The organism is Alcaligenes sp. Lyrl_28, assembly GCF_051948705.1.
Lineage (GTDB): Bacteria > Pseudomonadota > Gammaproteobacteria > Burkholderiales > Burkholderiaceae_B > Alcaligenes > Alcaligenes ammonioxydans.
Genome location: NZ_JAYJLG010000008.1, coordinates 1 through 13,124, shown reverse-complemented (window position 1 = coordinate 13,124; position 13,124 = coordinate 1). Strand labels below are relative to the sequence as shown.

The window sequence follows — 13,124 nt, the reverse complement described above, 5'->3', positions numbered from 1 at the left end:
TCGCCTCATTTTTATAGAAAACATTGACTCATTATGCAAATTGAAATTACCGGCCTGAGCAAGACCTATGTCTCAGAGGGCAAAACCTTCAAAGCTTTGGACAATATCAACCTGACGATTCCCGCTAATGAGTTTTTCACACTGTTAGGACCGAGCGGCTGCGGTAAAACCACGCTGCTACGGTGCATTGTCGGCCTGGAAACACCCGACGAGGGTGAAATCCGCATTGGCGACGAGATCGTCTGGTCCAGCGCCAAAAATATTGCTGTACCGGTGGAAAAGCGCGGTCTGGGCATGGTGTTCCAGACTTATGCCATCTGGCCCCACATGACGGTGTTCGACAATATTGCTTATCCGCTGCAAGTGCGTGGCGAACGCAAAGAGGTGATTCGGGAAAAAGTGGCGAATATCCTGAAGTTTGTGCAGCTGGAAGGGGTGGACCAGCGTTCCGCCACGCGGCTGTCGGGCGGGCAGCAACAGCGCGTGGCCCTGGCGCGAGCCCTGGTGGCCGAGCCTAAAGTCATTCTATTTGACGAGCCGCTCAGTAACCTGGATGCCAAGCTGCGCGAAGAAACGCGCAAGGAACTGCGCGAGTTCCTGAGCCGTCTGGACATTACGGCTGTGTATGTGACGCACGACCGTGTAGAGGCCCTGGCCTTGTCCAACTCCATTGCGGTGATGCGTGGCGGCAAGATTCTGGAAATCGGTACGCCAGAAAAAATCTATTTCGATGCCGACCACCGGTTTGTGGCGGACTTTATTGGTCGAGCCAATCAGATCAGTGCCAAGGTGCTGGAGCAGCGCGTTGATGCCACTATCGTGGGATGCGAGCTGGGGCAACTGCATTGCAAGAAACGTGATTTGCCAGTGGGCACTGACGTCACCCTGTGTATTCGTCCTGAATTCATTCGTGTCAGCAGCCAGTCCAGCGAGATGGGACAAAACTTGTTCCATGGCCAGGTTCAGGCGCTGGAGTTTGTTGGCGAGTCCTACGAGGCCGAGGTTCGGGTGGGCAAGGAACAGTTGCTGGTATGCATCGACCCGGATGTCAAGGTGAAGGAGGGCGACACCGTGCGCTTTAACCTGTGCCCTGAACACTGCATGCTGTTGTCGGCATAAGGGCGGGTCATCATGAATAACACGCGCAGACCATTGAGTTGGTCGCTTATTCTCATTGTCGGCTTTTTGACGCTGTGCCCGGTTCTGATGTTGCTGCTGGGCAGTTTCTCTCAGGGGCTGACCGCCTTTGGTTCTTTCACCACGGCCAAGTATGTGGCCGCTTATACCGATCCCTTCTTGCTGGAAGTCACCTTCAATACGGTGGTCTTTGTCCTGGGGTCCTCGCTGTTTTCTACCGCGTTGGCGGTTTTTCTGGCTTATCTGAACACCCGTACCAACATGCCCATGAAAGGGGTGTTCACCGTGCTGTCCATCGTGCCCATGATGATTCCGCACCTCTTGTTCTCGGTAAGCTGGGCACTGTTGCTCAATCCGTCCAACGGTTTGATCAATATGTTCCTGCAAGACACACTGGGCTTGCAGGAGGCGCCACTGAACATCTATTCGTTGTGGGGAATGATTCTGGTCGAAGGCCTGTTGAACATGCCGGTGGCCTATCTGATTATTGCCCCTGCCATGGCCTCTTTTGACGTGTCCATGGAGGAATCCTCACGCGTCTTCGGGGGCGGTCTGTGGCGTACTCTGGTGCGCATTACCTTGCCGATTCTGCGTCCAGCCATCATGGCTGCATTCATTTTGGCGATTGTGCGCGCTCTGGCTTCTTATGCGGTGCCCCGAGTGCTGGGTACGCCAGGTCGGGTAGATGTGCTGGCGACCTATCTGTTCGAGATGATCTCGACGGGCTTCGCGCCGGATTACGGCAAGGCGGCCGCCTTGGGCATGAGCGTGCTGTCGGCCTCGATTGCCCTGATTGCGCTGTACCGCTACATGACGGCAGAAAGCAGCAAGTATGTGACCATTTCCAGTCGCGGTTTCAAGCCGACTCAGCTGGAGCTGCGTCGCGCCAAAATCCCCCTGTTCATCATTGTGGGCATTATCAGCCTGCTGATGGTGGTTTTGCCAGTGACGGTTCTGCTCTATACCTCCATGATTCCTTACTCCATGGTGCCGAGTGCGCGAGCCTTCTCCCTGATGAGCTGGGCGAACTGGATTGATGTCATTCAGGACCCGATCTCCAAGGTGGCGATGAAAAACAGTCTGTTCCTGGCGGTGGTCGGCGCCAGTCTGGGTGTGCTGCTGTCGCTTTTTGTGGCCTACGTGGTGGTCAAGTTGCGAACCCGAGCCGCAGCACTGCTGGATACCCTGAGCTTCCTGTCGTTTTCTTTTCCGGGGATTGTGATCGGTATTGGCTTTATGTGGTTCTTTGTGCAGACGCCCTTGTACGCCACGCTGACCGCCTTGCTGCTGGCATATATCGCCGCTTATCTGCCTTACGGTATCCGGCCTTTATCAGCCGCCTTTGTACAGGTGCATGCGCACCTGGAAGAGTCTTCAGCCGTGGCCGGAGCCAGCTCCTGGACCACCATGCGTCGAATCATCATTCCTTTGCTGATTCCCGGTGTGGTCTCTGCCTGGATCTTGATGGCAACCATGTTTATCCGTGAGTTGACGGTATCGGTGGTGCTGTCCCGCCCGGGCACGGAAGTACTGGCTGTGCAAGTGCTGAGCTATGCCGAGGACGGTTTGTGGGGCAAGCTCTCGGCGTTGGGGATCATCATGATTTTGATCTCCACCGTGCTGGTGCTGTTGGCCATGTACATCGGTAATTTCTACAAGCGCCGTCAAGGCACCATGTAAGCCTTACGCGGGTGGTTTATCTAATGGCCTGGGTTTCGAGAGGGACTCAGGCCATTGTTGTTTGGAGCCAGGCAGTCTTTTTTTGTCTTTCTGTGGCGCTATGCTTGTTGTGAGAGGGGTGTTGTCTGGCGTCTCTGGATGATTCCGGTCTGCCCTCGGTATGTTGTTGCGCGGTGCGCGTAGGGGGGGCGCTTAGGCGGTGCACGCGTGCAGGCGGTGTTGCTCGTCTGGCAGCGAATTGAAGGGGGTTGGATTGTTCAAGTGCCGGGCAGAGCGCTCGGCGCGAGCCTGGCTACTTCTCCGGCCCCAGGCACGGATGACAAGCTGCGGCAAGAGAGACGGCGGCATGACAGCTCGCCTGCCTTGCTCCTTGGCGAGAGGGCGGGCTCACTCTGGTCCAGATATTTTTCCCTCTTGTTGGGCGCCTTGGGGAAAAGCTGACGGGCAAGAAAAAAGGCCTGATTCCGTGGAGAGAGGGAATCGGGCCTTGGTTTTTTTCTTGCCCTGTGTGAGCACGGAAACGTGTTCACACAGAGCGGGTATTGCCTGTTGTTTAGTCTTCTTCCACGAAGGTTTCTTCGCGTTTTTTCTTCACGGATGGCAGGGCAACCACAATAACCAGGAAGATCGCCAGAACCAGCAGGGACAGGGACAGGGGACGCGTCACGAAGGTGGTGTAATCACCGCGCGACAGCAGCAGGGCGCGACGGAAATTTTCCTCCATCATCGGTCCCAGCACCAGACCCAGCAGCAACGGGGCTCCCTCGCAGCGCAGCTTGGACCAGACATAGCCCACAAAGCCGAAGGCGGCGGTGACCAGGATGTCGAACACGTTGTAGTTCAGCGAATACACTCCCACCGTACAAAATACCAGAATGGCAGGGAACAACAGACGGTAGGGCACTTTGAGCAGTTTCACCCACAGACCAACCAGAGGCAGGTTCAGAATGACCAGCATCAGGTTGCCAATCCACATGGAAGCGATCAGGCCCCAGAACAGCTCAGGGTGATTGGACATCACTTGTGGACCAGGCTGAATGTTGTGAATGGTCATTGCGCCGATCATCAGAGCCGTCACGGCGTTACCGGGAATACCCAGTGTGAGCAGTGGGATGAAGGAGGTTTGAGCAGCGGCGTTGTTGGCCGACTCGGGACCGGCCAGACCGGCAGGGTGACCCTTGCCAAAGCGCTCCGGATTTTTGGAGATTTTCTTCTCCAGCGTGTAGGACGCAAAGGAGGACAGAACCGCACCGCCACCGGGCAAGATGCCCAGACACGAGCCCATCGCAGTCCCGCGAATCACGGCAGGCCAGCACTCTTTGAACTCTTGTTTATTGGGGTACAGGCTGCCTACCTTGCCCGTGATTTCGACACGTTGGTCGCCCAGCTCCAGGTTGTTCATGATTTCTGAGAAACCAAACACACCCATGGCCACCACGGCAAAGTCGATACCGTCTTGCAACTCAGGAATACCAAAGTCGTAACGAGCTACACCGGAGTTCACATCGGTACCAACCATGCCCAGCAGCAGGCCCAGCAGGATCATGCAGATAGCTTTGGGCAGGGAGCCGGAGGCCAGCACGACCGCTCCTACCAGGCCGAGGACCATTAATGAGAAATACTCTGCCGGTCCGAACTTGAAAGCCACTTCGGCCAGGGGAGGAGCAAAAGCGGCCAGCAGCACCGTCGCCACGCAACCGGCAAAGAACGAGCCCAGGGCCGCAATCGCCAAGGCCGCGCCGGCCCGGCCATTACGTGCCATCTGGTGGCCATCCAGTACGGTGACCACGGCGGATGTCTCTCCTGGCAGCGCAACCAGAATGGCCGTGGTGGACCCGCCATATTGTGCCCCGTAATAAATACCGGCCAACATGATCAGGCCAGCCACGGGCGGCAGGACATAGGTGATGGGTAGCAGCATGGCAATCGTTGGCACAGGGCCGATGCCAGGCAAGACACCAATCAGAGTGCCCAGCACGCAGCCGAGCAAGGCGTAGGCCAGGTTTTCGGGCGTCACCGCGACCGAAAAACCGAGCATCAGGTTGTCAAATAATTCCATTTCCGTTCACCCCCAATCAGGCCAGAAAACTCGGCCACAAGGGAAATACCAATCCCAGGCCCTTAATGAATGCCAGCCAGACAAATAGCACCAGAAACACGGCTGCGCCCAGCGCCACAGGCCAGCTGAACTCATGGCTGGCAAAGCTGCTGATCAGAACAAGCAGGAAAATCGAGGCGTAGACCCCCAAGGTGTTCAGAGTCAGTCCGCACAGGACAACGGCGCCGATGATAACGACGACCACTTTCCAGTTAAACTTCTCTACCTCCGTGTTTTCCGCTTTGGGAGACATGGAGTTCAAGGTGACAACCGCCCCTAACAAGCTCAGGCACACACCAAGCCAGAAGGGGAAGTAGCCGGGTCCCATACGGGCGGCTGTTCCCATCGAGTAGCTGGTGGCCCCCAGCGCGAAAGCGGCGCCCACGACCACGAACATGACCCCGGACCAGAAGTCCTGTTTATTTTTGATTTGCATAAGGTGGATTCTCCTTGTCTGCCTTGCGCATAAGTTTTCCTTTTTCCTGTGTCAGCTTCTTTATGATGGAGTTCTGCTCCACAACCCTGCCGGTGCCGACTGCATTGAACAGGGGTGACGCATGGTAATGGAGCACTTGCAGACTGAAAACCCTGACTTGACCCTAGTTTTTAAGGGTTTTCCCGGTAATTCCGGAAAATTAGGGTTTTTTGGGACCGTGTTGGGAGAGGGTTGGCATGCTTTGAAAGAAGTTTGAAAGGTAATGGAAAGATGGGTGAAAGGTTATCATTAGTATGAAATTCCTCTACCCAGTAACGCTAGCAATGGTTTACGATAAGGCCCATGTTGCAAGATCTCGACTTTCTCGCTGACCGTATTGGTCAACTGGTAGAGCAATCTCGTCAGCTACACGCTGAACGCGCTCAATTATTGGCTCGTCTGAAAACTCAGGATGCCGAGCTGGACGCACTGCGCCAGCAAAATCGGCGTCAGCAAGACGAGTTTGAGTCCCTGTCCACCGGTGTTGCCTCGCATCAACGTCAATTGGATGTGGTGCAGCAACAGGCGCAAGCCGAACAGGCAGAATTGAAAAGATTGCTGGAGCAGGAACAGGCTCAGGTGCTCGCCCTGCGTCGCGAGCTGGACAGTGCTCGGGCGGGAATGGGAGTGCTGCGTGATGTGGCAGGACAGGCCCGTGACCAGATTGGTTCGATCCTGATGCGTTTACCCGGGGCCGTACAGGAGTAAGTCATGGAACGAGTCGATATTTCCCTGTTGGGCCGCGATTACTCTTTGGCCTGCCCACCCTCTGAAAAAGCCCGTTTGCTCGATGCGGTTAAACTCGTAGATCAGCGCATGCAGGCCATCAAGGCATCGGGGCGTGTTTCAGGTAGCGAGCGTATTGCTGTTATGGCCGCTATTCAGATCGCCAGCGAATTTTTATCGGCTAAAGCACCTGATGGTCCGCTGGCTAATGTTGCTTTTGGCGATTTCAAGCGTAAAATTGAAGATATGCACGCGATGATTGATGATGTTATCGAGCCTTCGGGCACATCGCGTTGAACCAGATTTGAATACGGTCTCTTGTTGTCCCTTGCGGGCCGTTTCATCCCAGTAAGTCCCTGCCGTGTTCGTGACACGACCATACATTCCTTGAACCAATGCTTTTGGCATACAGGTTGTTGGATTAGCCAGTAGGAGCGATCGTCCTCGTCGACGAACCCGAAGCTGGCTTGATGACAGCCGATCTTGGACCCTCGGTTCCAGGATGCCGGTCTTGACGGCAATGGTGGGGCACCTACAAAAAAGCCCGTCCAGATTCTGGACGGGCTTTTTCTTGTCTCGGATCTGCCTGGCTAGTTACGGTTTACCCCTGCTGGGCACCCCGTTTGCTGGCGTAGGCGTACAAGGCTAGTCCGGCCACAATCATCGGCAGGGATAACCATTGCCCCATCGACAGACCCGCACTGAGCAGACCCAGATAGCCATCAGGCTCGCGGGTGTATTCCACCATGAAGCGAAAGAAACCGTAGCCGATCAGAAACAGAGCGCTGGTCTGGCCTACCGCACGTGGGCGGCGTGTGAACCACCACAGCAGGATAAACAGGGCGATGCCTTCCAAGGCCATTTCATAGAGCTGTGAAGGATGGCGCGGGATGGTGTCCACTTGGGGAAAGATCATGGCCCAGGGCGCGTCGCTGGGGCGACCCCACAACTCCCCGTTGATAAAGTTGCCCAAACGTCCAACCGCCAGTCCCAGCGGAATCAAAGGGGCCAGAAAGTCGCTGACTTCCAGAAAACGTCGGTGACGATTGCGGGCAAATAGCGCGATCGTGACCAGCACCCCGATCAGACCGCCATGAAAGGACATGCCGCCTTGCCAGACATACAAAATTTCAAGAGGGTGTGACAGGTAATAGGCTGGTTGATAAAACAGCGTATAGCCCAGCCGACCGCCCAGCACCACCCCTAGAACGCAGTAAAAAATCAGGTCTTCCAGATCTTTTCGGGTGAGCAAAGCGTAGCCCGCACGAATGCGCGCCGTACCGGCCAGCCACACCAGGCCAAAGCCGACTAGATACATCAAGCCATACCAATGAATGGCAAGGGGGCCAAGTTGTATGGCGACGGGATCGAACTGCGGGTGAATTAACATGCGTGCCCATTACAGAGATGAATATCAGATAATAGCGTGACTGCGAGCTCAGGCATGAGCTGGGTAAATTGTAAGGGAAGGATCATGCTGCATTCAGCCTCTTGGACCAGCCGTTTACCATTAGTAGTTTTTTGTGGATTGCTGATCTTTAATCCGCCCGCAAAGGCTGATACGGTAGCGCTGATGGATCTCGTGCAGGCGCAGTGCTTGTCCTGTCATCAGATGGATCGTAAACGGGTTGGCCCTCCTTTTCGGGAGATTGCCCAACGTTATGCGCCAGGGCCAGGGCAAGAAACCCTGGCTTATTTGCAGCGACAGATTCAACAGGGCAGCCGGGGTAACTGGGGAGCGATTCCCATGCCTGCTCAAAATCGCATCAGCGCCGACCAAGCGCAAGCTATTGCAGTCTGGCTGCTGAGTCTAGCCAATACGACGTCAAAGGAGAGTTCATGAAGGAAACAGCCATATTGGGCGGTGGATGTTTTTGGTGCACGGAAGGAGTCTTTAAAGCCTTGCAGGGTGTGCATTCTGTGGTGCCGGGGTACTGTGGCGGCCACGTAGAGCATCCCACCTATGAACAGGTGTGTGGCAAACAAACCGGCCATATTGAAGTGGTTAAAGTTGAGTTCGACCCTTCTGTCATTTCCTACCGGGACTTGCTGGAAGTGTTTTTCCTGACTCACGACCCAACCACCCCCGATCGTCAGGGAGCAGACCAAGGGCCGCAGTATGCCTCTGCCATTTTTTGCCAGAACGACGAGCAGCGTCGCCAGGCCTTTGAGGTCATTGAGGAAATCAAGTCCCAGTTTGATGCACCCATCGTGACGCATGTTCTGGACAGCTCCACGTTCTGGGAAGCCGAGGCCTATCATCACGACTATTTTGCGCGCAACCCCGAGCAGGCTTATTGCCAGATGGTGATTGCGCCCAAGCTCAAAACGTTTTATCAGCGCTTTCAAGACCTGCTGGTCAAAAGTTAAGCATCCGGGCAAGAACTGGTCGGAGCCAGGTAGCGCCTGTACAGGGCGCTGCCTGGCAAGGTCAGGCGTGCCATCAGGCCGATGATCAACAAGGTCAGGACAAGCCTGCCGACCAGCGCAATCCAGATATTGGCACCCAAAGCCAGAATGAGAATGGTGTCTTCAATCAGGGAGTGGCTAAGCGATAGCCACGAGAGCGCGAGCAAACGGGTGCGCGGGCTATAGTTCTGTTGGCGGGACTCGTCGATAATCAAGGCGCCGCCATAACTCAGGCCCAGCAAGACCCCGATCGTTGTCGTGGGAGCGACGCGTTCCTCCAGTCCCGAAAAGCGTAATAAGGGAAGCAGGAGCCGGGTCAGCAAGCGGGTAAAGCCGATTTTTTCCAGAACCGACAGTACCAAAAGCAAGCCGAGAATAATCAGCCAAGTCATGAATAGAGAGCTGGCCGTTCCTTGCAGCCAGTCCATCCAGCCTTGCCAACCACCCTGTGTGGCATTGGATTGGCCATAAAGCCAGGCCAGGGAAACAGGCTCCTGCAAGAGTCCGGCGTTGCTCAGGCCCCAGGACAGGACACAGCCATAGAGCAAGGCGCAGGCAATGCGCAGCCCGGCGGTGAACCAGAAGCTGGCCCCGGCGCGGCGCACAATGGCCTGTTCCATGGGCATATTGTGCGCAAACAGCATCATGGTGCCCAGGACGCTGATCTGGGCGGCGTTCAGACTCAAGCTGTCGCCCAAGGCGGCCATGGAGCCTATTCCAGCGTAAATGCCGGCCAATGCCGTCGTGGCCCAGACAATACCGGCCTCGGCAGGCAGTCCAGCCAGCCCCATGATCGGGCCGATCAGCTTTCCGGCTTGCTCAATCAAGCCCCATTGCGCCGCGACGCGCACGACAATCATGATGGGCAGCATGATTCGGGCGACGGTATAGAACATGCGCAAGCTGCGGCTAAAGGTAGTGCGAAGGAAGTTCAGCATGAGTAGATACATCGTCAGGGCGGGAACGAGCCTGATGCTAGCACGTCAACGGGGTTGCCCTGTCGCGCTGTGTCGCCTGCTTAACTATGGCACCTGGCAGCAGATCTGTTTATTTACATGCCGTCATGGGGAAAGCGCAACGTCATGTGGACAATAAAAAGCCCCCAAGGGTGAAAGCTGTGGCAGCCTGCATTACGGCTGTCTGCTTTTCATCCCATCAGGGGGCGTGTCAAGCCAGTGGGCTGGATTGTTTAACGGCCCGAGCAGTGGCCACCGCTGGCGGCTTGACCGCTACCCCAGGCAATGGGGGCGGGTTCGGGACGGTAGGGGTAGTCTTGCAGGCTGTCCATTACAACTAAAACGACGACGAGCAGCCAGAAGCTACTGGTAATAAGGCGGAAAGTAGTTTTGCTCATGCTTGCGCGACTCAAGGATTAACGCGGCGACGAATGCGCACGCCTAAGATAGACCCGGCAAAGGCCAAGGCAAACCAGACCCAGCCATGGATGCTGGCCGAGGCAATGCCTCCCAGAAAGGCGCCCACATTGCAGCCAAAAGCCATGCGCGCGCTGTAGCCCATGACCAGACCTGCAATTGCCCCGACCCACAGGGTGCGGGAATTGGGTGATTTGAAGTTGGCAGGGTGGTTCCAGCGAGAGGCAGCCATGGCGCCCAGGATCAAGCCAAAGTTGGTGACCGAAGTAACGTCAGCCAAGACGGGTTCAGCCAGGCGTTGTGCATGAGGAGCTACGCCCCAGAATGCATCGCCGACAGGGGACCAGCCCAATGCCGAAAACACTTTGGCGCCCCATAGCCCGATACCGTAGACGATACCCCAGGGCTGGCCGGCCACGATCATGTGGATGGCGTACAAGACGGCCAGCAGCAAGGCCCCCATCCACCAGCGCATTTCCCATTTTGCCGGTGGGCTCTTGTGCTCGTTCTGATGGCGGCGTGCGCCTCGAGCGACCAGCCAGGATACGGCGGCGCAGCCCAGCACGGTGATGAGCAAGGCCGTGGGCCACCCCAAGGAAGTGTTCAGGTCAATGGCGGGCAAGCCACCCAAGGCGATCCAGCCCGGCTGGTGTGAGGCACCCAGAAAGCTGCCTATGGCAAAGGTGGGCAGGACGGCGAAAGAAATGGGTGCGCCAGCACCTGCTTTATACAGGGTGCCCGAACCGCAGCCATCAGCCAGTTGCATGGCTGCGCCGAATAGAAAAGCGCCCAGCACCAGGCTAATGGTCAAGGGAGCAATCGCGCCGACCAGTTCGCCACCACTATCGGCGATCAAGGGCAGGGTGAAGGCGGCAGCCAAGACCAGCAGGAGCATTTGTGCCCAGATGCCTTGAGGATCTCGACGCTCGATATAGTTGCGCCAGCCGGTCGTGAAACCGAAACGAGCTCCTTGCAGCACGGCTCCAAAGCCGATGCCCAACAAGGCAAGCAGCCCTTGGCGCAGGCCCCCTACCAGTGCGACCCCGACAACCAGGGCCAGGCTGGCCAGGATAAAGCCCAGTCTAGTCAGATAAAGCATGATCGAATACCAACTCGTTAATTAAGGGCGCGCTTGGCATCGAGTTTCAGGACCTCAAAGCGTGAGGGCTGGTTATCCATGGGCAGGTTGCTGCGGCTCCATTCCACAACCGATTCAGGATAGAGCTTCACATTCGGGTTGCCAGCCAGCTCGGACAGGACAAACCAGTTAGTGGCCGCCCAGTGCCCGGTGTTGCAGAACGAGACAGTGGGTTTGTCATTCAGCCCTTGCTCTTTGACGATTGCCACGATTTCGCTGGTGTCTTTCAGGATAGGTTTGTCGCTTCGAAAGAAGCTGTTGAAATCCAGTTCCCGTGCGCCCGGCAAAGTGCCGTAACGAGCGGCGGCGTCAACACGCTTCTCACCGTTGAAAAATTCGCTCGGGCGAGCATCCAGCAAGACTGGGGCTTGGCCGTTCTTGATGTAGTCGGCCACTTCCTGTGTGCTGACAACCATGTCCTTGTTGTAGTGGTAGCTGAAGTCGGTAGGGGTGATGGTGGGCGTGTCTTTGCTGAGTGGTTTACCTTCGGCTTCCCAGGCTTGCAGGCCGCCGTCCAGAATGGACAACTGTGTCAGGCCTCCAGCTTTCAAGGTCCAGTACACACGCGCCGCTGCGCCAAAGTCTGTGGGGTTGGCCCCTGCGTACGTGACGACCACATAGCTGTCTGGGGAGATTCCTGCTTTGCTGAAAAGAGCCGACAGGTCAGCCTCGGAGCGCAGCGCGCCTGCGTTTTCGGCTGGGCCGCGATAGGCGCCGTAAGGGGTGTGAACAGCGCCGGGTACATGGCCCGCTTCGTATTCCTTATCTGTACGGATATCTAGAATACGCAGGTTTTTCTGGTCCAGCTGGTTTGCCAGGTCGGTAGCTGAAATCAGCGGGGCTGGTTTGGAAGCCCCTTCGGCTGCGCTTGGTTCTGCGGACACAGACGGTGTCAGAACCGTGCTGAAGGCAAATGCCAGGGAGATGAGGAGAGGTCTGATCATTATTACTCACTTGAGTAAGCAGGGTGCTGCTTAGAGGATTAAAGGCATAAGGAATGGTAATGAACGCAGCGACAGAAAATAACAATGAATTGGGGATTAGCTTATTGCTTGGAGGTGTAAGGGGGGCTGGAGGTGTAAGGGGGGCGGTCTATCTATATAGAGTAGAGAGGAAGGGGGGGCTTCGCTTGGAGTTCGCCTTGGGGGCGATTGTGTTTATGTGATTGGGTCTATCTATCAGGTCAGTGTGCCTTTGTTTTCTCTCCTTATAGAGCGTGTCTACAGAGAGGCAGCTTTATAGATGAGAGAAGGCAGAGCGGTTTTTATAAGAGAGGGGGTATGTGTTTGGTGTTCTCATGAATGGAGACTTAGAGACTTAGAGACTTAGAGACTTAGAGGCAAAGAGGTTGAGACTCAGAGGGACTTTGAAGGGCATTGAGGGATAGAGGGGGCAAGGACTGGATTACCGCTTGGGGAGGCCCGTCTCCTATATGCATATAGGAAGTAGAGTCGCAATGATGAACGACTTATCTATATAGAGGGTGACTTTCATCGTTCCAGCGGTTCCGCATAGGTCGCCACTCGAAGCCCCGGGGCAGGGTGTTGGGACGGACTACTTGCCGGCGCAACGCGCCGGTCCCCTTGTCCGAGTCACCATCGGGGCGCAGTCTGAACTCGCACAGCGATTGGTCCCCCGGACCAATCACAAATCTTGGGCTCAAACAGCAGACTTTGTAACCCCGATCGCAACTCCGACTGCGGCAAGTCGTCTGACTCGACCCAACACCTTTTCTCGGGGCTCCGAGCGGCTAACAGTCCTAAATAGTGCTCGGTCTTGGAGGTCACTCAAGTCTCTATCTATATAGAGATACTACTAATTGGAGTGGAAGGGCTGCTGCCGTGCTCTTGCGACCGTTACTATGCTGGGCCGCCATCTATATATTTCTCCTTCTCAGTATTTCCTCCAGCAAGCAGGCAAGCAAGCAAGCACTAGGACTGGTGACGATCGTGGGGAGGGTATGTACTTTCCCTCCATATAGAGGAGAGAGTGGTGAGAGGCAGAAGAATATCCGGCGATTCTTCACGACAGAAATAGCTGCTTAGGCCATGATCTGAGTCTAGGGATGGGCTGGCGCGCTACCAGGGG

13 protein-coding genes and 1 other RNA gene are annotated in these 13,124 nt (G+C 56.0%); 7 read left to right on the top strand and 7 right to left on the bottom strand.

Going from position 1 to position 13,124, the window contains the following annotated elements; genetic code table 11:
- The first annotated feature begins 33 nt into the window (after nt 1-33).
- Nucleotides 34-1,119: an ABC transporter ATP-binding protein gene (locus tag VF694_RS15560; RefSeq protein ID WP_440164866.1), complete on the top strand. Its 1,086-nt coding sequence runs from the start codon at nt 34-36 to the stop codon at nt 1,117-1,119.
- A gap of 12 nt (nt 1,120-1,131) precedes the next feature.
- Nucleotides 1,132-2,817 carry an ABC transporter permease gene (locus tag VF694_RS15555; RefSeq protein WP_039944120.1) on the top strand — a complete coding sequence of 562 codons (1,686 nt, stop codon included), beginning with the start codon at nt 1,132-1,134 and terminating at the stop codon, nt 2,815-2,817.
- A gap of 553 nt (nt 2,818-3,370) precedes the next feature.
- Here VF694_RS15555 and VF694_RS15550 read toward each other — a convergent pair.
- Nucleotides 3,371-4,876 carry a tripartite tricarboxylate transporter permease gene (locus VF694_RS15550; RefSeq protein ID WP_003805582.1) on the bottom strand — a complete coding sequence of 502 codons (1,506 nt, stop codon included), beginning with the start codon at nt 4,874-4,876 and terminating at the stop codon, nt 3,371-3,373.
- 16 nt (nt 4,877-4,892) lie between these two features.
- Entirely contained in the window at nt 4,893-5,351 is a 459-nt protein-coding gene (locus VF694_RS15545; RefSeq protein WP_003805581.1) for a tripartite tricarboxylate transporter TctB family protein, read from the bottom strand.
- 342 nt (nt 5,352-5,693) lie between these two features.
- On the opposite strand from VF694_RS15545, the gene VF694_RS15540 reads away from it, so the two are divergent.
- From VF694_RS15540 to ssrS, 3 genes are all read left to right on the top strand, one after another.
- The gene (locus tag VF694_RS15540; RefSeq protein WP_003805579.1) at nt 5,694-6,098 is read left to right on the top strand and encodes a hypothetical protein; all 405 of its coding nucleotides are present in this window, start codon (nt 5,694-5,696) and stop codon (nt 6,096-6,098) included.
- Nucleotides 6,099-6,101: 3 nt separating this feature from the next.
- Complete coding sequence (locus tag VF694_RS15535) at nt 6,102-6,413, top strand: cell division protein ZapA (RefSeq protein WP_059318320.1); 312 nt, start codon at nt 6,102-6,104, stop codon at nt 6,411-6,413.
- A gap of 53 nt (nt 6,414-6,466) precedes the next feature.
- Nucleotides 6,467-6,650, top strand: a non-coding RNA gene (ssrS, locus tag VF694_RS15530) — 6S RNA.
- Between the two features lie 67 nt (nt 6,651-6,717).
- Here the strand turns inward: ssrS and lgt are convergent.
- Nucleotides 6,718-7,506 (bottom strand): prolipoprotein diacylglyceryl transferase, encoded by a 789-nt coding sequence (gene lgt / locus VF694_RS15525; protein ID WP_039944118.1) that lies wholly within the window; start codon nt 7,504-7,506, stop codon nt 6,718-6,720.
- Nucleotides 7,507-7,590: 84 nt separating this feature from the next.
- Here lgt and VF694_RS15520 point away from each other — a divergent pair, with 84 nt between their 5' ends.
- Entirely contained in the window at nt 7,591-7,959 is a 369-nt protein-coding gene (locus tag VF694_RS15520) for a c-type cytochrome (RefSeq protein ID WP_230406194.1), read from the top strand.
- Nucleotides 7,956-8,486 (top strand): peptide-methionine (S)-S-oxide reductase MsrA, encoded by a 531-nt coding sequence (gene msrA, locus VF694_RS15515; RefSeq protein ID WP_003805572.1) that lies wholly within the window; start codon nt 7,956-7,958, stop codon nt 8,484-8,486. Before VF694_RS15520 ends, msrA begins: the two co-directional genes overlap by 4 nt.
- Here msrA and VF694_RS15510 read toward each other — a convergent pair.
- From VF694_RS15510 to VF694_RS15495, 4 genes are all read right to left on the bottom strand, one after another.
- Nucleotides 8,483-9,463, bottom strand: coding sequence for a hypothetical protein (locus tag VF694_RS15510; protein WP_003805569.1), 981 nt, complete (start codon nt 9,461-9,463; stop codon nt 8,483-8,485). The genes msrA and VF694_RS15510 overlap by 4 nt on opposite strands.
- Before the next feature lie 251 nt (nt 9,464-9,714).
- Nucleotides 9,715-9,879: a hypothetical protein gene (locus VF694_RS15505; protein ID WP_162829370.1), complete on the bottom strand. Its 165-nt coding sequence runs from the start codon at nt 9,877-9,879 to the stop codon at nt 9,715-9,717.
- Nucleotides 9,880-9,890: 11 nt separating this feature from the next.
- Complete coding sequence (locus tag VF694_RS15500; protein WP_003805567.1) at nt 9,891-10,997, bottom strand: YeeE/YedE family protein; 1,107 nt, start codon at nt 10,995-10,997, stop codon at nt 9,891-9,893.
- 17 nt (nt 10,998-11,014) lie between these two features.
- Complete coding sequence (locus VF694_RS15495) at nt 11,015-11,980, bottom strand: sulfurtransferase (RefSeq protein WP_003805566.1); 966 nt, start codon at nt 11,978-11,980, stop codon at nt 11,015-11,017.
- Between the last annotated feature and the right edge of the window lie 1,144 nt (nt 11,981-13,124).